17 protein-coding genes and 1 pseudogene are annotated in these 19135 nt (G+C 68.1%); 8 read left to right on the top strand and 10 right to left on the bottom strand.

Going from position 1 to position 19135, the window contains the following annotated elements:
* Positions 1-69: 69 nt before the first annotated feature.
* From MO1_RS07520 to MO1_RS07480, 9 genes and pseudogenes are all read right to left on the bottom strand, one after another.
* Positions 70-924: a DUF559 domain-containing protein gene (locus MO1_RS07520; protein WP_060915691.1), complete on the bottom strand. Its 855-nt coding sequence runs from the start codon at positions 922-924 to the stop codon at positions 70-72.
* A gap of 114 nt (positions 925-1038) precedes the next feature.
* Positions 1039-2154, bottom strand: coding sequence for an adenosine deaminase (locus MO1_RS07515; protein WP_036312789.1), 1116 nt, complete (start codon positions 2152-2154; stop codon positions 1039-1041).
* Positions 2155-2177: 23 nt separating this feature from the next.
* Positions 2178-3470, bottom strand: a complete 1293-nt coding sequence (locus MO1_RS07510) for a thymidine phosphorylase (protein ID WP_060915690.1) — start codon at positions 3468-3470, stop codon at positions 2178-2180.
* Positions 3467-3919, bottom strand: a pseudogene (locus MO1_RS07505) (cytidine deaminase); the annotation flags it as partial. The gene MO1_RS07510 and the pseudogene MO1_RS07505, both read right to left, overlap by 4 nt.
* Positions 3915-5201 carry an ABC transporter permease gene (locus MO1_RS07500; RefSeq protein ID WP_060915689.1) on the bottom strand — a complete coding sequence of 429 codons (1287 nt, stop codon included), beginning with the start codon at positions 5199-5201 and terminating at the stop codon, positions 3915-3917. The gene MO1_RS07500 and the pseudogene MO1_RS07505, both read right to left, overlap by 5 nt.
* Positions 5198-6508 carry an ABC transporter permease gene (locus tag MO1_RS07495; protein ID WP_060915688.1) on the bottom strand — a complete coding sequence of 437 codons (1311 nt, stop codon included), beginning with the start codon at positions 6506-6508 and terminating at the stop codon, positions 5198-5200. Before MO1_RS07495 ends, MO1_RS07500 begins: the two co-directional genes overlap by 4 nt.
* Positions 6505-8019 carry an ABC transporter ATP-binding protein gene (locus tag MO1_RS07490; protein ID WP_036312803.1) on the bottom strand — a complete coding sequence of 505 codons (1515 nt, stop codon included), beginning with the start codon at positions 8017-8019 and terminating at the stop codon, positions 6505-6507. The genes MO1_RS07495 and MO1_RS07490 overlap by 4 nt, the downstream gene beginning before the upstream one ends.
* 113 nt (positions 8020-8132) lie before the next feature.
* Positions 8133-9257, bottom strand: a complete 1125-nt coding sequence (locus MO1_RS07485; protein WP_060915687.1) for a BMP family lipoprotein — start codon at positions 9255-9257, stop codon at positions 8133-8135.
* Between the two features lie 163 nt (positions 9258-9420).
* Complete coding sequence (locus tag MO1_RS07480; RefSeq protein ID WP_036312809.1) at positions 9421-10533, bottom strand: mannose-1-phosphate guanylyltransferase; 1113 nt, start codon at positions 10531-10533, stop codon at positions 9421-9423.
* 220 nt (positions 10534-10753) lie between these two features.
* Between MO1_RS07480 and sdhC the strand changes: the two genes are divergently transcribed.
* From sdhC to MO1_RS07440, 8 genes are read left to right on the top strand one after another with little or no spacing between them, the layout of a single operon-like run.
* Positions 10754-11188, top strand: coding sequence for a succinate dehydrogenase, cytochrome b556 subunit (gene sdhC / locus MO1_RS07475; protein ID WP_076708757.1), 435 nt, complete (start codon positions 10754-10756; stop codon positions 11186-11188).
* Positions 11188-11652 carry a succinate dehydrogenase, hydrophobic membrane anchor protein gene (sdhD, locus tag MO1_RS07470; protein ID WP_060915686.1) on the top strand — a complete coding sequence of 155 codons (465 nt, stop codon included), beginning with the start codon at positions 11188-11190 and terminating at the stop codon, positions 11650-11652. The genes sdhC and sdhD overlap by 1 nt, the downstream gene beginning before the upstream one ends.
* Positions 11653-11699: 47 nt before the next feature.
* Positions 11700-13526, top strand: a complete 1827-nt coding sequence (gene sdhA / locus MO1_RS07465) for a succinate dehydrogenase flavoprotein subunit (RefSeq protein ID WP_060915685.1) — start codon at positions 11700-11702, stop codon at positions 13524-13526.
* On the top strand, positions 13526-14293 hold the full coding sequence (locus MO1_RS07460) for a succinate dehydrogenase iron-sulfur subunit (RefSeq protein ID WP_036312822.1): 768 nt from the start codon (positions 13526-13528) through the stop codon (positions 14291-14293). The genes sdhA and MO1_RS07460 overlap by 1 nt, the downstream gene beginning before the upstream one ends.
* 22 nt (positions 14294-14315) lie before the next feature.
* Positions 14316-15455 carry a YihY/virulence factor BrkB family protein gene (locus MO1_RS07455; RefSeq protein ID WP_060915684.1) on the top strand — a complete coding sequence of 380 codons (1140 nt, stop codon included), beginning with the start codon at positions 14316-14318 and terminating at the stop codon, positions 15453-15455.
* A 4-nt stretch (positions 15456-15459) separates the two neighbouring features.
* Positions 15460-16329: an exodeoxyribonuclease III gene (locus MO1_RS07450; RefSeq protein WP_036312827.1), complete on the top strand. Its 870-nt coding sequence runs from the start codon at positions 15460-15462 to the stop codon at positions 16327-16329.
* Positions 16330-16376: 47 nt separating this feature from the next.
* Complete coding sequence (gene trpS, locus MO1_RS07445) at positions 16377-17381, top strand: tryptophan--tRNA ligase (protein ID WP_082724386.1); 1005 nt, start codon at positions 16377-16379, stop codon at positions 17379-17381.
* Positions 17374-17829: a hypothetical protein gene (locus tag MO1_RS07440; protein ID WP_060915682.1), complete on the top strand. Its 456-nt coding sequence runs from the start codon at positions 17374-17376 to the stop codon at positions 17827-17829. The genes trpS and MO1_RS07440 overlap by 8 nt, the downstream gene beginning before the upstream one ends.
* Positions 17830-17968: 139 nt before the next feature.
* Here MO1_RS07440 and MO1_RS14745 read toward each other — a convergent pair whose 3' ends face one another.
* Positions 17969-18772, bottom strand: coding sequence for a type IV toxin-antitoxin system AbiEi family antitoxin domain-containing protein (locus MO1_RS14745; protein ID WP_167542027.1), 804 nt, complete (start codon positions 18770-18772; stop codon positions 17969-17971).
* Positions 18773-19135 lie beyond the last annotated feature (363 nt).

Raw genomic sequence — 19135 nt, 5'->3', positions numbered from 1 at the left:
GTGGGACATCGAGCGTCATGGGGTCCATCCCGTCTCGTGGAGCGCACCCGCGACCATACGAACGGCGGTCTACCCGTCACCGTGCAAGTGATGGCGAAGGATGCGGACCAGCACCCACCCCTGCGCACGGATGTCATGCCACCGGTCGGCGTCCCGCTCGAATTGCGCCCGATCCTCGGCGTGCTGACGCCCGTCGTACTCCACCGCGACCCGCGAGCGTTCGTACGCGAGGTCCAACCGGGCGACGAACCGGCCGTCGGGCGCACGGAGAGTGAGGTTGAGCGCGGGCTCGGGGAGTCCCGCGGCGCAGAGGACGAGCCGCAGCCGGGTTTCTGCTGGCGACTCCGCACCGACCCGCACGTCGGAGAGCGCCGCTTCCAGCGCGGCCTGTCCTCGTCCCGGTCCCCGGGCGACTTCCGCCGCCAGGTCGTCGAGGGTGAGCAGACCGCGTTCCCACACGAGGAAGTCGCCCGCGGCGACCAGGTGCTCGTGATCCCACCAGGACGCCACGTGGCGCCATGCGCGCGCGGGTGCTTCGACCCGCAACCCGCCGACCTCACGAAGGTCAGCCAGGCCCGACGCGAGCCGATGCCCGACGACACCCGCGACCCTCGGTTCACGATCCGGACGATGCGCCGCCACCTGCAGTCGCTGCGAGACGCGATCCGCCGGAAGTGGCGCCCCGTAGAGGGCCAGCGCGGTGCTGTGACTGAAGAACTGCCAGGGCCGCATCCGCTCGGCGAACTGGCGAGCGCGGGCCGCGAGCGACTCGAGGTCGCGCCCCGCGGGCACCCGGACGCCGGAATACGGGATCGCCAGGTCACCGGCATCCAACCGGCCGGCGGTGACCCCGGCCCGCCGGGCGTCGTCGATGTGGAACGCTCGGTCGCGCAGGTTCTCGGGAAGGGGACGCGGTCGCCGCATCCCGGAAGGATGCCGCGCGACGACCGGCGGTCAGTCCCCGATCACATACGCGGCGCAGAATCTGCGCGCGCGACCCGTTGGGGAGAAAAGGTCGAGGTCCTCACCCGCGCCGAATCAGGCCGAGAAGCCCTCGCCGATGAGCTCGATGAGCTCTTCGCGCTCCTCGATCGTGAGGAACGCGGCGGCCGCAGCATTGAGCTGGAACGCTTCGAGGTCGTCGAGCGTGTACTCGAACGCGTCGGCGAGCAGCGACAGCTCCCGCGTCAGCGACGTGCGGCTCATCGTGCGGTTGTCGACGTTCACGGTGACGGCGAAGCCGAGCTGGTAGAGCAGGTCGAACGGGTGGTCCTCCAGCTGCGTCCCCCACGCGGCGACCGCGCCGGTCTGCAGGTTCGACGACGGCGACAGCTCGAGCGGGATCTCCCGATCGCGGACCCAGCGCGCCAGGTCGCCGAAGCGGACCTGCACCTCCTCGCCCTTCTGCTCGACGATGTCGAGGTCTTCGGCGATGCGCACACCATGGCCGAGGCGGAGCGCTCGTCCGTCGACCAGCGCGGAGCGGATCGAGTCGAGCCCGGCAGCCTCACCGGCGTGCACCGTGACGGGGAAGAACGCGGATGCCAGGTGGTCGAACGCGGCGCGGTGGTTCGACGGCGGGAACCCCGCCTCCGGGCCGGCGATGTCGAACCCGACAGCTCCGCGCCCGCGGTGACGGACGGCGAGCTCGGCGATCTCGAGCGACCGGTCAGTGTGTCGCATCGCGGTGATGAGCTGGCCGACGCGGATGTCGCGGCCGCCGGACTCGACGGCATCCTCACCCTCTTCGATGCCCTCCTGGACGGCTTCCACGACCTCGTCGAGGCTGAGGCCGCCGCCGAGGTGCTGCTCGGGCGCCCAGCGCACCTCGCCGTAGATGACGCCGTCTGCCGCGAGGTCCTCGACGAACTCCTTCGCGACGCGACGCAGGCCCTCACGGGTCTGCATGACGGCGATGGTCAGGTCGAACGTCTTCAGGTATTCGACGAGCGAGCCCGAATCCGACTGATCCTCGAACCAGTCGGCGAGGTCGTCCGCCGCGGCCTCGGGAACCTCGACGCCCGCCTCATCGGCGAGCTCGATGATCGTCTGCGGACGCAGCGCGCCGTCGAGGTGGTCGTGCAGCGACACCTTGGGGAGCGAGCGGATCGAGACGCCCTCGAGCTGTGCGTCGCCGTGCTGTTCGATGGCCATAGTCGAGTCCTGTCGTGAGGGGGTCAAGCGGTGATGCGCTCGAGGACGAGTGGGGTGGATGCCGGGGCTTCCGCACCGATCTCCCAGGCGCCCTCGAGCGCCTCGGTGGCCCGCGCGAAGCGCTTCTCATCGTCGGCGAGGAGGGTGAACAACGGCTGACCGGCGGTCACGGTGTCGCCCGGCTTCACGTGCAGGTCGATGCCCGCCGCGTGGATGACGGGGTCCTGCGCGCGAGCGCGTCCGGCGCCGAGACGCCAGGCGGCGATCCCGAACGGCAGCGCTTCGAGGCGCGTGATGACGCCGGACTCGGTCGCGGTCACGGTGTGCGTCTCGCGCGGGGTGGGCAGGGCCGCATCCGGGTCACCGTCCTGAGCGGAGATCATGCGACGCCAGGAATCCATCGCGCGGCCGTCCTTCAGGGCGGCCTCCACATCGGCGTCGGGCTGACCCGCGAGGGCGAGCATTTCGCGAGCCAGTGCGATGGTCAGCTCGACGACGTCGGCGGGGCCGCCGCCGGCGAGCACCTCGACGGATTCGCGGACCTCGTTCGCGTTGCCGATCGCGAGGCCGAGCGGCGTGTTCATGTCGGTCAGGAGCGCGGTGGTCGCCACGCCCGAGTCGGTGCCGAGCGCCACCATCGTGCGAGCGAGCTCGCGCGCCTTGTCGACGTCCTGCATGAAGGCGCCGGAGCCGAACTTCACGTCGAGGACGAGCGAGTCCGTACCCTCGGCGATCTTCTTCGACATGATGCTCGACGCGATGAGCGGGATCGCCTCGACCGTGCCGGTGACGTCGCGGAGCGCGTAGAGACGCTTGTCAGCCGGTGCGAGGCCCGACCCGGCGGCGCAGATCACGGCGCCGACGCCCTGCATCTGCGCGATCATCTCGTCGTTGCTGAGGGCGGCGCGCCAACCGGGGATGGCCTCGAGCTTGTCGAGCGTCCCGCCGGTGTGCCCGAGACCGCGTCCCGAGAGCTGCGGCACCGCGACGCCGAAGGCGGCGACGAGCGGAGCCAGCGGGAGGGTGATCTTGTCGCCCACGCCGCCGGTGGAGTGCTTGTCGACGGTCGGCTTGCCGAGACCGGCGAAGCTCATCCGCTCCCCCGACGCGATCATGGCGTCGGTCATGACGCGGATCTCGTCGCGGTTCATCCCGTTGAGCAGCACGGCCATCGCGAAAGCGGCCATCTGCGAGTCGGCGACGTACTCACGGGTATAAGCGTCGATCATCCAGCGGAGGGCGTCCTCGGGGACCGCACCGCCGTCGCGCTTCGTCCTGATGACGTCGACGGCGTCGAACGCCTCGACCGCGCTCATCGGGCGGCCTCCAGATCGCGGGGACCGAACGCATCGGGCAGGACCTCATCGATGGTGCGGATACCGGACACGGTCTCCAGCAGCATCCCGGGGATCGCGAACTCGTTGAGCAACTGTCGGCACCGGCCGCACGGCATGATCGTCTCGCCGTCGTTGTTGACGCAGACGAACGCAACGAGTTCGCCGCCGCCTGTCATGTGGAGGTTGCCGACGAGGCCGCACTCCGCGCACAGCCCAACGCCGTAGGACGCGTTCTCGACATTGCAGCCGGTCACGATCCGCCCGTCGCTCACGAGCGCCGCGGCGCCCACTCGGTAACGGGAGTACGGCGCGTACGCCTTCTCCATGGCCTCGACGGCTGCGGAGCGCAGCTCGTCCCAATCGATGTCGGTCACGACTTCTTCCTCTGTAGATCGACGGATGCCGCAGGTCGCGGCATCCGTATCAGCCCTTGATGTAGGGCTTGCCGGATGCGGCGGGCCCGCGGATCTGACCGGCGAAACCGGCGACCGCGAGGATCGTCACGACATACGGCAGCATCAGCATGAACTCGCTGGGGATCGGGGTGTCCAGAACCGTCAGCTGGTTCTGCAGGTTCGTCGCGAACCCGAACAGGAGCGCAGCGAGCGTCGCGCGGATCGGGTCCCAGCGGCCGAAGATGACGGCCGCGAGTGCGATGAAGCCGAGACCCGCCGTCATCTCCTTGCCGAACTGCGGCACCGAGACGAGCGTGAAGTAGGCACCACCGATGCCGGCGATCGCACCCGCCAGCGAGACGTTCCAGAACCGGGTCGCGTTGACCTTGATGCCGACGGTGTCCGCGGCCTGGGGGTGCTCGCCGACCGCGCGGAGCCGGAGTCCCCAGCGGGTGCGGTAGAGACCCCACGACACGATGGCGACGGTGATGTACATCAGGTAGACGATGATGGTCTGGTTGAACAGCACCGGTCCGATGATGGGGATCTCGCTCAGGAACGGGATCTCGATGCGGCCGAAGCGCTCGGGACGATTGAGCGTGTCCTCGTTGGGCACGAGTAGCGCGCCGTAGAGGAATCCGGTGAGACCCGTCACGAGGACGTTCAGCACGACGCCGACGATGACCTGATCGACGAGGTATTTGATGGCGAAGGCCGCGAGGACGAACGACACCAGGACGCCGCCGACCATGGCTCCGACGAGGCCGATCAGCGGGTTGCCGGTGATGCTCGAGAGGAGCGCCGCGGAGAACGCACCGAGAAGGAGCTGTCCCTCGATGGCGACGTTGACGACGCCGACGCGTTCGCCGATGACACCGCCGAGCGCGCCGAACACGAGCGGGACCGACAGCGATACGGCGCCGAACAGGAGACTCGTCACGGGGAAGGTGCCGCCGGCAGCGGCCCACACGATGAAGGCGACGACTGCGAGGATTGCGAACACCGTGGTCAGCCAGAGCGGGGTCTTGCGGTAGTTCCAGGCGTTCCACGCCGCGAGGGCCGCGAGGACGACGAGCACGACGACCATCAGCCAGCTCGTCAGGCCCGTGGGCACAGCCAGGTTCGGCACGGCGATCGACGACGTCGCGTCACCGAGGCGGAACGTCGTGGTGCCCCCTCGCGGGACGAGGAGGAACAGCACCGCCATCAGGACGACGACAACGCCGAAGACGACAGGCGTCTTGAGGTGCCGGGTCTTGACGACGCTCAGCTGGATCGTGCCGTCGGACTCGAGCGCGGGAGCAGGAGCGCTCATGCCGCCACCGCCTTCTTCGCGGCCTTGGCTCGCGCCTTGTCCGCCTTCTCGATCTCGGTCTTGGGGAGGAAGAACACGGCGCGCAGGAGCGGCGGTGCCGCGATGAACAACACCACGAGCGACTGCACGACGAGCACGATGTCGACCGGGATGCCCTGCGCCTGCATCGAGAACGATCCGGCCTTGAGAGCGCCGAACAGGATGCCGGCGGCGAACGTCCCCCACGCGCGGCTGCGGCCGAGCAGGGCGACGGTGATCGCGTCGAAGCCGATCCCGGCGTCGATGGTCGCGGCGAAGCCCGTGGTGACGTTGCCCTGGATCTGGTTCATGGCGGCGAGGCCGGCGAGACCACCGGCGAACACCATGGCGTAGATGTAGATGCGCTCTACGTTGATGCCGCCGGCGCGGGCCGCGTGAGGGTTCTCGCCCACGGCGCGCATCCGAAGTCCGAGGCTGGAGCGCTCGATGAGCCACCAGACGAACAGGGTCGCGATGACGACGATGACGAATCCCCAGTCGAGCTGCGGGAACAACGGTCCGAAAAGGTCGGGGAACTGGGCCGACGCGGGCGTCGGCTGCGACTGCGGCTGATTCGTTCCTTCCGCCTGCAGAAGGCCGGGGGTGCGCAGCATCCACAGCAGCAGGTAGTAGGCGACGTAGTTGAGCATGATCGTGAGGATCACCTCGTGTGCGCCCGTCCGCGCCTTCAGGAGACCGACGAGGCCACCCCAGATCGCTCCGCCGAGGATGCCGGCGAGCAGCGTGAGCGGCAGGTGCAGGAAGATCGGCAGATCGAGGTTGAACGCGAAGAACCCGGCGAAAAGTGCGCCGACGAGCATCTGACCGCGGGCGCCGATGTTGAACAGACCCACGCGGAACGCGAGGGCGACACCGAGGCCGGCGGCGATGAGCGGCGCCGCGAACCCGAGCGAGTTCGTGAGAGGACGGATCTGCGTGGCGAAGTCGGTCACCCGCGGGTTGAAGACGGCACCGCGGAAGAGCGCCTCGTACCCGTTGTAGATCGCGGTCCAGGCCGCGCCGAGCATGTCGGTCGGGCGAGCGAAGAAATAGCCGCTCGTACGCTGCACATCGTCGTTGGTCACCGCGATGAGTACACCGCCGATGATGAAGGCGAGGACGACTGCGAGGATCGTGGTGACCGCGCTGCCGCGCAGGAGTTCGCGGAGGAAGACGTCGGTTCGTGACGGTTCCTTCGGAGCGCTCTCCCCCGTCAGCGGTCCGCTTGCAGCGGGCAGCTGGTCGGCGGGTCGCGCCGCGTCGGCGGCGCCGGGCGTCGTGCCGCTCATGCAGCCACCTCCGGGTCGGTTGCGCCGGCCATCATGAGGCCGAGGGTGTCGCGAGGCGTGTCTCCGGGAACGATGCCGACGATGCGTCCGCGGTACATGACGGCGATGCGGTCGGCGAGGGCGGTGACCTCGTCGAGCTCGGTCGACACGACGATCACGGGGATGCCCGCGTCACGGGTCTCGACGATGCGCTTGTGGATGAATTCGATGGACCCGACGTCGACGCCACGGGTGGGCTGAGCGGCGACGAAGAGCTTGAGGTCGCGGCTCATCTCGCGGGCGATGACGACCTTCTGCTGGTTGCCGCCCGAGAGCGTGCCGGCGGGGGTCTCGGGGCCGCGGGTGCGGATGTCGTATTCCTCGATGCGGGCCCGGGCGAACGCGTCGAGCTCCGCGCGGCGGATCGTGCCGCCCCGCGAGAATGCGGGGTCCGTCGAACGATCGAGGATGAGGTTCTCGGCCACGGAGAAGCCGCTGACGAGGCCGTCTTCCTTGCGGTCCTCGGGGACGAAGCCGACACCCGCGTCGAGGATGCTGCGCACGCTCTTGCCGACCAGCTCCGAGCCGTCGAGGCGGATGGAGCCTTCGGTGCGGGCCGCGAGGCCGACGATCGCCTCGACGAGCTCGGTCTGGCCGTTGCCCTGCACACCCGCGACGGCGAGGATCTCGCCCGGGCGGACGTCGAACGACACCTCGTCGACGACGATCGCGCCGCCGGAAGTCAGGACGCGGAGGTCGCGGACCTCGAGCCCGCCGTCGCGGACCTGTGCGGCATCCTTCTGCACCGTGAGTTCCACGGCGCGACCGACCATGAGCGACGCGAGCTCGGCATTGGTCGCCGTGGGCGAGGCCGTGCCGACGATCTTGCCGAGACGGACGACGGTGATGCGATCCGCCACTTCGCGGACCTCACGGAGCTTGTGGGTGATGAAGACGATCGAGGTGCCCTCATCGCGGAGCTGCCGCATGATCCCCATGAGCTCGTCGGTCTCCTGCGGGGTGAGCACGGCGGTCGGCTCGTCGAAGACGAGGACCTTCGCGTCGCGGGAGAGCGCCTTGATGATCTCGACCCGCTGCTGAACGCCGACGGGGAGATCGCCGACGAGCGCGTCGGGGTCGATCTGGAAGCCGAACCGATCCGCGACAGCGCGGACGTGTTCACGGGCCTGCGCCAGGTCGAGTCGGCCGAGACCCTTGGTCTTCTCGTGCCCGAGCATGACGTTCTCGGCGACGGTGAAGACCGGGATGAGCATGAAGTGCTGATGGACCATGCCGATGCCGGCTTCCATCGCGTCGCCGGGACCCCGGAAGTTCTGGACGGCGTCGTCCAGGAGGATCTGGCCTTCGTCGGCACGGTACAGGCCGTACAGGACGTTCATGAGGGTGGATTTGCCGGCGCCGTTCTCACCGAGGAGAGCATGGATCTCCCCCGGCTCGACCACGAGGTCGATGTGATCGTTGGCGACGAGGCTGCCGAATCTCTTGGTGATTCCGCGGAGCTCGAGCTTCATACAAGAACCCTATCCGGCGGGTGTATGGAAGTACCCGCCATAAAAAACGTTGAGCGAACGGCACTCGGGGCGGGCAGCGTCACGCTGCCCGCCCCGAGTGGATGTCGTTCAGATCACGGCGAGTTCTTGGACTCGACCTTGATGTCGCCCGAGACGATCGACTCCTGGAGCGCAGCGAGCTCGTCGGTCAGACCGGCGGGCAGCTTCGACTCGAAGTCGTGGAAGCTCGAGAGCTTCACGCCATCGTTTTCCAGGGTGCCGACGTACGGGGCGGCGTCGAAGTCACCGGTGGACGCTGCAACCGTCGTGTCGTACACGGAGACATCGATTGCCTTCATGATCGAGACGAGGGTGACGTCGGTCACCGAGGTATCGGCGACAGCCAGGTCGCTGTCGACACCGAGGATGAGGGTGTCATCACCGGCATCCTTGATGGCGGCTGCAGCGCTGGTGTAGATCGGGCCACCGACGGGGAGGATGACGTCGACGCCCTGGTCGAGCACGGACTGCGCCGTCTGCTTGGCGGTGTCGTTCGCGTCGAAGCCACCGGTGAAGGCGCCCTTCTGCGCCGCGACGTCCCAGCCGAAGAGCTTGACGTCGGCGCCCTTGTCCTCGTTGTACTTCTCGACGCCGAGCGCGTAACCGTCCATGAAGACGGCGACAGACGGGATCTGGATGCCGCCGAAGGTGCCGACCTTGTTCACGCCGTCCTCAGCCGACCATGCCGCGGCCGCGTAGCCGCCGAGGTAGGCCGCTTCCGCCGTGTTGAACACGAGCGGCTTGATGTTCGGGGCGTCGGTCTTGCCATCCTGATCCGTGTCGGCGAAGTCGTCGATGATCGCGAACTGCAGGTTGGGGTTGGCCTTGGCCGCCTCGACCGTGGCGGCCGCGAGCTTGAAGCCGACGGAGACGATGAGGGTGCAGCCCTCGGAGATCGCCGTGGTCATGTTGGGCGCATAGTCGTTGTCGTTCGTCGACTCGAACTCGAGGGGCTTGATGCCGAGCTCGTCGGCGGCCTTGTCCATGCCGTTCTTGGCGGACTCGTTGAACGACTTGTCGTTCCAGCCACCGGCGTCGGAGATGAGGCAGGGCTTGAAGCCGTCGACGACGGTGCCGGCACCAGCGCCGGCGGAGGACGACGGGTTGGCCTCAGGTGCGGTGCCGCAGCCAGCCAGCGCGGCGATGAGAAGCGCGGCACCGGCGATGCCGGCGAGCTTCTTCGGGTTCGAGATGGTCAAGTGTGCCTCCACGGAAGAGAACCCGCGGACTTCGCGGGTGTGCGCAACCGAAGTTACCTACTGTGACGTCGACCGGGCACCCTGATGAGGCCGTTCCTCCGAATGGTTACAAAGCCGCAATGAACCCGTCACGGGAGCGGCATCCTGCTCAACGCCGAAGAGGTCAGAGGACGTCGCCGCGACCCGTGACCTTCAGGGCGTCGACGACGCTCTTGACGCGCTGCGCGTGCTCGGCGGTCGTGACCAGCAGCGCGTCGTCCGTGTCGACGACGACGATGTCCTTCACGCCGATGATGCTGATGACCCGGCTCGTCTGCGAGACGACGATGCCGCTCGCGGCGTCCGAGAGGACGCGGGCATTCTGCCCCAGGATCGCGAGGTCGGTGCGACCACCGGAGTTGAGCTTCGCGAGGCTCGCGAAATCGCCCACGTCATCCCAGTCGAAGTGGCCGGGGACGACGGCGAGCTTGCCTTTCTCCGCAGCGGGCTCCGCGACGACGTAATCGATCGCGATCTTCTGCAGGGTCGGCCAGATGCGGTCGACGGCGGGGCCGCGACGCTCGCGGTCGTCCCACGCTTCGGCGAGTTCGAGCAGGCCCGCGTGAAGAGTGGGGTTGTTCGCCTCGATCTCGGCGAGGAGGACGTCCGCGCGCGAGATGAACATGCCGGCGTTCCAGAGGTAGGACCGGTCGGCCACGTACGCCTTCGCGGTCTCGAGGTCGGGTTTCTCGACGAACCGCTCGACCAGGGAGGCATCCCGAGCGCCCTCGACGATGAGCTCGCCGCCCCTCTTGATGTACCCGAACCCGACGGCCGGTTCGGACGGAGCGATGCCGATCGTGCAGATGTATCCCTCGCGCGCGACCTCGACGGCGTCGCGCACCGCGAACTCGAAGACGCGCGAGCCGCGGATGACATGGTCTGCGGCGAACGATCCGATGACGACATCCGGATGCCGTCGGTGCAGGATCGCGGCGGCGAGGCCGATGGCGGCAGCCGAGTCGCGGGGCTCGGACTCGAGGATGACGTTCTTGTCCGGGATGCCGGGAAGCTGCGCCTCGACGGCGGCGCGGTGCGCGCGCCCGGTGACGACGGCGATACGGTCCGGACCGGTGAGCGGCTCGAGCCGGTTCCACGTGTCGCGCAGGAGCGAATGACCCGAGCCTGTCAGGTCGTGGAGGAACTTCGGCGCATCGGCACGCGACAGCGGCCACAGGCGCGATCCGACGCCGCCCGCAGGGATGACAGCATAGAAATCCTCGATGTGTTCGACCATGGTCCGAACCCTACCGGCCGACCATGACGCCCCCGTTCCGGACCGATGACGACGAGAGACTCCGATCGACCGCTGCTCGTAAGGTTGCCCTTCCTCGCCCACCCCCTTCAGGGCCGCTTAGGATGGTCGATGCGCCCGCTTGCGACGATGGGCGACATTCCCTGGGATGCCGTGATCTCGCCGCAGGAGCGCCACCCATCTCACCCAAGGGAGGACGACCGTGTCTGCACCAGCACGCGTCACGCCGTCGGTAGCTGAGACCACGTCCAAGACCCCGCGCGGCACGCTGTACCGCGGCAACGAGGGCATGTGGTCGTGGGTTCTGCACCGCATCACCGGTATCGCCATCTTCTTCTTCCTGCTCGTGCATGTCCTCGACACCGCGCTGATCCGGGTCTCCCCCGAGGCGTACAACGCGGTCATCGGCACGTACAAGAACCCGATCATGGGCCTGGGCGAAGTCGCCCTGGTCGCGGCGATCGTCTACCACGCGTTCAACGGCCTCCGCATCATCGCGGTCGACCTGTGGCCGTGGGCCACGCGTCACCAGCGCCAGCTCTGGTGGGGCGTGCTGGCCGTCTGGGCCGTCACCCTCATCGGGTTCGCCGCCCGTCACCTTCCGAACGTCTTCTCGCACATGGGAGGCGAGCACTGATGACCGCCGACACCCTCCTTCCCCCGCGCACCCCGCAGGGCAAGGCCTCCGTTCGCCGGAAGGGCCCGAACCTCGAGCAGTGGGGCTGGGTCTTCATGCGCGTCTCCGGCGTGCTGCTGATCGTCCTCATCTTCGGCCACCTGTTCGTCAACCTCATGGTCGGCGAGGGCATCTCGGCGCTGGACTTCGCGTTCGTCGCGGGCAAGTTCTCGACCCCCTTCTGGCAGGTGTGGGACGTCCTCATGCTGTGGCTGGCGTTCATCCACGGGACGAACGGCATGCGGACGATCGTCAACGACTACGTCACCAACGCGAAGGTCCGCCGAGTCCTCGTCACCAGCCTCTGGGTGGTGGCCGGATTCATGATCATCCTCGGCACCCTCGTCGTCTTCACCTTCGACCCCTGCATCCCCAACCTCAGTGACGGCAGCGTCGTCGCCGAGGTCTGCAAGGCACAGGGCTGAGCCGGCTCGACCGGCACGCAAACGCAGAGAGCAGAGGCAACCGTCACGTGAGCACCCAGACCGCGGACTCCGTCGTCAAGGACGGCGTCCACTACCACCAGTTCGATGTCGTCATCGTCGGCGCCGGTGGCGCCGGCATGCGCGCGGCCATCGAGGCCGGGCCCGGCGCGAAGACCGCCGTCATCACGAAGCTCTACCCGACGCGCAGCCACACCGGCGCGGCGCAGGGCGGCATGGCGGCAGCGCTCGCCAACGTCGAAGAGGACTCCTGGGAATGGCACACCTTCGACACCGTCAAGGGCGGCGACTACCTCGTCGACCAGGACGCGGCGGAGATCCTCGCGAAGGAAGCCATCGACGCGGTCATCGACCTCGAGAACATGGGTCTGCCCTTCAACCGCACGCCCGACGGCAAGATCGACCAGCGCCGTTTCGGCGGTCACACCGCAGAGCACGGCAAGAACCCGGTTCGTCGGGCGTGCTACGCCGCCGACCGCACCGGCCACATGATCCTGCAGACGCTGTTCCAGAACTGCGTCAAGCTCGGCATCAACTTCTTCAACGAGTACTACGCGCTCGACCTGATCACGGTGAAGGATGCCCTGGGTCGCACCGGCATCGCCGGTGTCGTCGCGTACGAGCTCGCCACCGGCGACCTTCACGTCTTCCACGCCAAGGCCGTCATCTTCGCGACCGGCGGTTTCGGGAAGATCTTCAAGACCACCTCGAACGCCCACACCCTCACCGGTGACGGTGTCGGGATCGTCTGGCGGAAGGGCCTGCCTCTCGAGGACATCGAGTTCTTCCAGTTCCACCCGACAGGCCTCGCCGGCCTCGGCATCCTCCTGACCGAGGGCGCCCGCGGTGAGGGCGCCATCCTCCGCAACGCCTCGGGTGAACGCTTCATGGAGCGCTACGCCCCCACGATCAAGGACCTCGCCCCGCGTGACATCGTCGCGCGATGCATGGTCAAGGAGGTGCTCGAAGGCCGCGGTGCCGGTCCGAACAAGGACTACGTCTACCTCGACTGCACGCACCTCGGTGCGGAGGTCCTGGAGACCAAGCTCCCCGATATCACCGAGTTCGCCCGCACCTACCTCGGCGTCGACCCGGTCGTCGAGCCGGTGCCGGTCATGCCGACCGCGCACTACGCGATGGGCGGCATCCCGACCAACATCAAGGGTGAGGTGCTCGCCGACAACGACACCGTCGTTCCCGGTCTCTACGCCGCCGGCGAGTGCGCCTGCGTCTCGGTACACGGCGCCAACCGTCTCGGCACCAACTCGCTCCTCGACATCAACGTCTTCGGCAAGCGGTCGGGCCAGAACGCTGTCGAGTACGTGCAGACGGCCGAGTTCATGCCGCTGCCGGAGGACCCCGCCAAGGAGGTCCGCGAGATGATCGAGGGCCTGCGCAGCAACGCCGGCACCGAGCGCATCTCGACGCTTCGCAAGACGCTCCAGGAGGAGATGGACGCGAACGCCCAGGTCTTCCGCACGGAAGAGACGCTCACGAACGTCATGGGCACGATCAACGATCTGCGCGAGCGTTACAAGAACGTCCACGTCGACGACAAGGGCAAGCGGTACAACACCGACCTGCTCGAGGCCGTCGAGCTCGGATTCCTCCTCGACATCGCCGAGATCGTCGCCTACGCCGCCCGCAACCGGCGCGAGAGCCGCGGCGGTCACATGCGCGAGGACTACCCCGACCGCAACGATGACAAGTACATGCAGCACACGATGGCCTACCTCACGGGTGACCCGCACTCCGCGAACCCTGAGGACCACATCCGTCTGGACTGGAAGCCGGTCGTGTTCACCAAGAACGAGCAGGGCGAGTACAACTACCCGCCGATGGAGAGGAAGTACTGATGACGATCGTCGACAGCGGCGCACCTGCGGACACGCAGGAGGCGAACGACTCCGGCATCCAGTCGTACCTGGTCACTTTCATCATCCGGCGCTTCGATCCCGAGGTGGATGCTGAGCCGCGTTGGGTCGATTATGACGTGGAGATGTACCCCACCGACCGCGTCCTCGACGCGCTGCACCGGATCAAGTGGGACGTCGACGGCACGCTGAGCTTCCGTCGCTCCTGCGCACACGGCATCTGCGGCTCCGACGCCATGCGCATCAACGGCCGCAACCGCCTCGCCTGCAAGACGCTGATCAAGGATCTCGACATCTCGAAGCCGATCTACGTCGAAGCGATCAAGGGTCTTCCGCTCGAGAAGGACCTCATCGTCGACATGGACCCGTTCTTCGAGTCCTTCCGCGACGTGCAGCCCTTCCTGCAGCCCAAGTCCGCTCCGGAGCCCGGCAAGGAGCGCTTCCAGTCGATCAAGGATCGCGCGGTCTACGACGACACCACGAAGTGCATCCTCTGCGCCGCGTGCACGTCCTCGTGCCCCGTGTTCTGGACCGACGGTCAGTACTTCGGCCCTGCTGCGATCGTCAACGCGCACCGCTTCATCTTCGACTCGCGCGACGATGCCGCCGATGTGCGCCTCGACATCCTCAACGACAAGGAAGGCGTGTGGCGCTGCCGCACGACCTTCAACTGCACCGAGGCGTGCCCCCGCGGCATCGAGATCACCAAGGCCATCGCCGAGGTGAAGCAGGCGGTCCTCCGCGGCTGATCTACCCCGATAGCCTCGAGGCGTGACCTCGGACGACACGACGCCTCCCCTGCGCGAGCGGTGGGAGGCGTCTCGTCTGCGTGAGCGCCTCGATCAGCCGTTCGAACGTGCCACGGTGCTGACCCGGAAGACAGTGGCGTCGTTCCCGGTGCGGGTGTGGCGACGATTCCTGAGGCGGAACGGCTTCCTGCTGGCGGCGAGCATCAGTTACCAGTCGCTGTTCGCCATCTTCGCGACGCTCTACACCGCCGTCGCCGTCGTCGGCTTGTGGCTCGGTGGCTCGCGCGCCGCGATCGACGGGCTGATCGCAGTCGTGAACTCCTACCTTCCCGGATTCATCGCTGTCGGCGGCACGCTCGACCCGTCGGACGTCGCCGACATCGCCCGGGACAGCGGCAGCCTTTTCGCCGTGACGGGTGCGATCGCCGTCGCCATTGCGATCTGGACCTCGATCGGATTCGTCACCTTCACCCGTCGCGCCGTACGCGGCATCTTCGGCCTCCCCTTCGATGCCCGCAGCTTCGTCCTCCTGAAGCTGGGCGATCTCCTGGCCGCGCTCCTGTTCGGACTCGCTCTCGTCCTCGGCGCTCTGCTCGGACTCGTGGCCGGCGGCCTCGTCGCCGTCGTCCTGGACTGGGCGGACGTGTCCTACGAATCGACGGTCGTCGACGTGACGAGTCGTATCTCGTCGGTCCTCGTCAGCGTTCTCCTCAACACGGCCGCGCTGGCGTGCCTCATCCGCTTCCTCACCGGGACGTCGTTGCCCTGGCGGTCGATACTTCCCGGAGCGACCGCCGGCGGCGGCGTCCTCGCGCTGCTGCAGCTGGGCGGCGGATTCCTCGCCGTGTACTCACCGACGAACCCCCTCCTCGCGACGTTCTCCGTCGTCATCGGCCTGCTGCTGTGGCTCCGCCTCGCGGGAATCGTGATCCTGGTCGCGGCATCCTGGATCGCCGTCGCGGCGGACGACGCCGACATCCCGCTGGTCGAGACGACCGCGGCAGAGCAGCTCGCGCAGGAGCGGCGGGCACTCCGGGTCGTGGCCGAGGCTGGAGTCCGCGAAGCGCGGCAGGCGCTGGCGGACGCCTCGTGGTGGCAGAAGCCGGGCGCCCGGCGCGATCTGCGTCACGCGGAGGAGCTCCTCGGCCGCGTCCACGGGTGACTCGATGTCGGCGGCCGTCGATACGCTGGAGAGCGTGCCTCGAACGCTCCGCATCGCCTCCGTCAACGTCAACGGCATCCGCGCCGCCGCCCGAAAGGGGATGCACGACTGGCTCGAAACCGCCGATGTCGACATCCTGACTCTGCAGGAGGTGCGGGCCGAGGCATCCGATCTCGCCGCAGCCTTGCCGGGGTGGCACGTCGTCAACGACGAGGCCCTCGCGAAGGGGCGCGCGGGGGTCGCGATCGCCGCGCGTGAACCGCTCGACGTGTGGCGCGTCGACCTTGGCGACGAGGCTCTCGATTCGAAGGGGCGCTGGGTCGAGGCCGACATCGAGGTCGATGGCGAGCTCCTCACCGTCGTGAGCGCGTACGTCTTCACGGGCGAGGTCGGCACCGAGAAGCAGGTGGCGAAATACGCCTTCCTCGACGCGATGGAAGAGCGGATGCCGCACCTCGGCGACCTCGCGCTCATCACCGGCGACCTGAACGTCGGACACCGCGAGTTCGACATCCGGAACTGGAAGGGCAACGTCAAGAAGGCCGGCTTCCTCCCCCGCGAGCGCGCCTACTTCGACCGATTCACCGCACCGCACGGTGAGACGGTCGCGACAATCGACGGCGAGAGCGGGATTGGCCTCGGCTGGGTCGACGTCGGCCGCAGCTTCGCCGGCGAGGTCGACGGTCCGTACACGTGGTGGTCCAACCGCGGCAAAGCGTTCGACAACGACACCGGCTGGCGCATCGACTACCACCTCGCGACCGCGGAACTCGCGACCCGGGCGACCGACTACCGCGTCGTCCGCGCGCCGTCGTGGGACACCCGGTGGAGCGATCACGCGCCGGTCGTGGCGGACTACACGCTCGGCAGCTGAGCACGGGCGGCGGAGGCGCGGCATCCGTTCGCGCCTAGGATCGTAGGGTGAGCAAACCCCGCCTGTACTCCGGAATGCAGCCCTCCGCCGACTCCCTTCAGATCGGTAACTACATCGGGGCGCTCATGCAGTGGCGGGACCTGCAGGAGTCCTACGACGCGTTCTTCTCCGTCGTCGACCTGCACGCTCTCACCCAGCCGAACGATCCGTCGGAGCTTCGTGAGAAGACCCGCCGGACCGCTGCCCAGTACATCGCGGCCGGCATCGAACCCGCCAAGTCGACCCTGTACGTGCAGTCGCACGTCCGCGCGCACGCCGAGCTGGCCTGGGTGCTGTCGACCATCACCGGCTTCGGCGAGGCGGGTCGGATGACCCAGTTCAAGGACAAGTCGGCGCGCTACGGCACGGATGCCACGAACGTCGGCCTGTTCACCTACCCGGTCCTCATGGCCGCCGACATCCTGCTGTACCAGACCGACATCGTGCCCGTCGGCGATGACCAGAAGCAGCACGTCGAGCTGACCCGCGACCTCGCGGAACGCTTCAACAGCCGCTTCGGCGAGGCGTTCCGCGTGCCGAAGCCGGTCATCCAGAAGGACACAGCGCGCATCTACGACCTTCAGAACCCGACGTCGAAGATGTCGAAATCCGCCGAATCGGATGCCGGGGTCCTGTGGCTCCTCGATGACCCGTCGAAGTCGGCGAAGAAGGTCATGCGGGCGGTCACCGACTCGGAGGGCGTGGTCCGCTACGACCGGGACGAGAAGCCCGGCGTCTCGAATCTGCTCGTCATCTACGCAGCCCTCACCGGCCGCGAGATCACGTCCATTGAGGACGAGTACGCAGGACGCGGGTACGGCGACTTCAAGAAGGGGCTGGCCGAGGTCGTCGTCAGCGAGTTCGAGCCCGTGCGCGAGCGTGCGCTCGAACTGCTCGACGACCCCGCCGAACTCGATCGCGTGCTCGCGGCGAACGCCGCGCGTGCCGAGGAGGTCGCCGACCGTACCCTCGGCGACGTCTACGACAAGCTCGGACTGCTGCGTCGTGTCTGATCCCTCCGCCTCGCAGCTCGATCCTGACGCAGCCCTCGTCGCCGCCATCGACGCCGCGGCGGGACCCTCTATGGCGGCGCCCGACGACCGCGAGGCGCAAGAGCGACTGTGGCGAGCGGTCTTCGCTTTAGACAAGTGGATCTTCATCGCGCGCGGAACCGACGACCAGCCCACCCCGTTCGCCGCGGCGACCGAGCAGGGCCCGGCGATCTTCGCGTTCTCGACGCCGCAGCGCGCGCAGGACGCGGCGGCGGGCTTCGGCATCCCGAAGGAAGAGGTCGACCGCCTGCTGGCCGTCCCCCTGCCGGATGCCGCCGGCTGGGTCGCGTCCTACGCGGAGGCGGGCGTCGAGTCGATGGTGTTCGACGTGCCGGTCATCGGTGCGATGGCTCCGCTGGCCAATCTGGCCGCGATGGCCGTCTGGATCCAGCAGCACCCCGAGGGCTGAGCGTTCGGGGTTCAGCCCCGAGGGCTGAGCGTTCGGGGCGACGGGGCCGGTTGCGTGCCGTTCTCCGGATGAACGGTCGGTGACAGAGCCGAGGTGCCGGGGTGGTGGGATCCATCCGGAGAACGGCACGCTGACGGACTCACACCCGACGCCGGGAGCGGAGCAGGCCGCGAACCGCCGAGGCCACCCGCTCGGGTCGCCACATGATGTCGGCGGCTGTCAGCCGCAGGACGGTGTATCCGCGCTCGGCCAACGCGAGGTCTCGGGTGCGATCGAAACGGTATGCCTCCGACCCGAGGTGATGAGCCTCGCTGTCGCATTCGATCACCAGCCACCCGTTCACCAGGAGGTCGACCCTGCCCACCCCATCGATGCGCACCTGCAGGTCGACATCCCTGGTGATGCCGCGTATGAGAAGTCGAGCGAGCGTTTCCGGCCCGGACTCCGCCCGGCCATCAAGTAGTGGCACCAGCGTCGCGAACCGCTTCGGGAGGAGGGCGAACACCTCCGTCACGTCGCTCGGTCGGATCAGCCCTGTGTGCAGCGAACTGTCCAGCGAGGCCACAGCGGCCCGCGGAGGCTGGCAGCGCACCGCGTGCGCGAGCGTGTCGATCGGGTGAGCGCACGCTCGGCGAGGGAGATGGCCGTCCGACGACGGGAGCCAGTGACGCACGATCCGCTCGTCGGCGGAGGGCTTCAGCCGAGTCGAGTGGGGCGGCACGAGGACGTGGAGACCCCCGCCGTCGAGCACGAAGACTCCCAACAGCCGCAACGCGCTCACGCAACTCAGCACTCCTCCTGCCTCGACGGCGGCGACCAGCGCCGGGTCGGTGCCGGCGGCAAGGTAGTTGCCCCGGCGCGCACGAATCAGCCGCCCCTCCCGGATCGCCGCAGCGATCGCGCGCTTGCTCACCCCTTCTGCCCGGAGCTGCGCAGTGCTCACTACCGGGGTTGCAAGGACATCCGCAGCCCGCTGCCGGAACGCCCGACGTTCGCTCTCCCACATGCCGCCCACCCTGGCCGGTGCGCAATCGACCTCCGGCCCTCTCCACAGGTGACGCCAATCCCGAAGTGGCAATCGGCGAGGTGCAGAAAACGCGGACCGTTCTCCGGAGCAGCGCTGCGGGAAGCGACACCTCCGGCTGCGAGGTGCGTTCCCTCCGGAGAACGGCACATGCCGGACCATCCGGCTTGGCGTGTTGCACCGAGGGCCACCGGGCGGGCAGGTCGCCCACCCGCGTCCCGTTCTCCGGAAGACCGAGCCACGGAGGTGGCATTGACGCTCCGTCACCCGGGATGTCCGGAG

This window comes from Microbacterium oleivorans NBRC 103075, from assembly GCF_001552475.1.
GTDB classification, from domain to species: Bacteria; Actinomycetota; Actinomycetes; order Actinomycetales; family Microbacteriaceae; genus Microbacterium; species Microbacterium oleivorans.
This window is presented reverse-complemented; position numbering and strand designations above follow the sequence as displayed.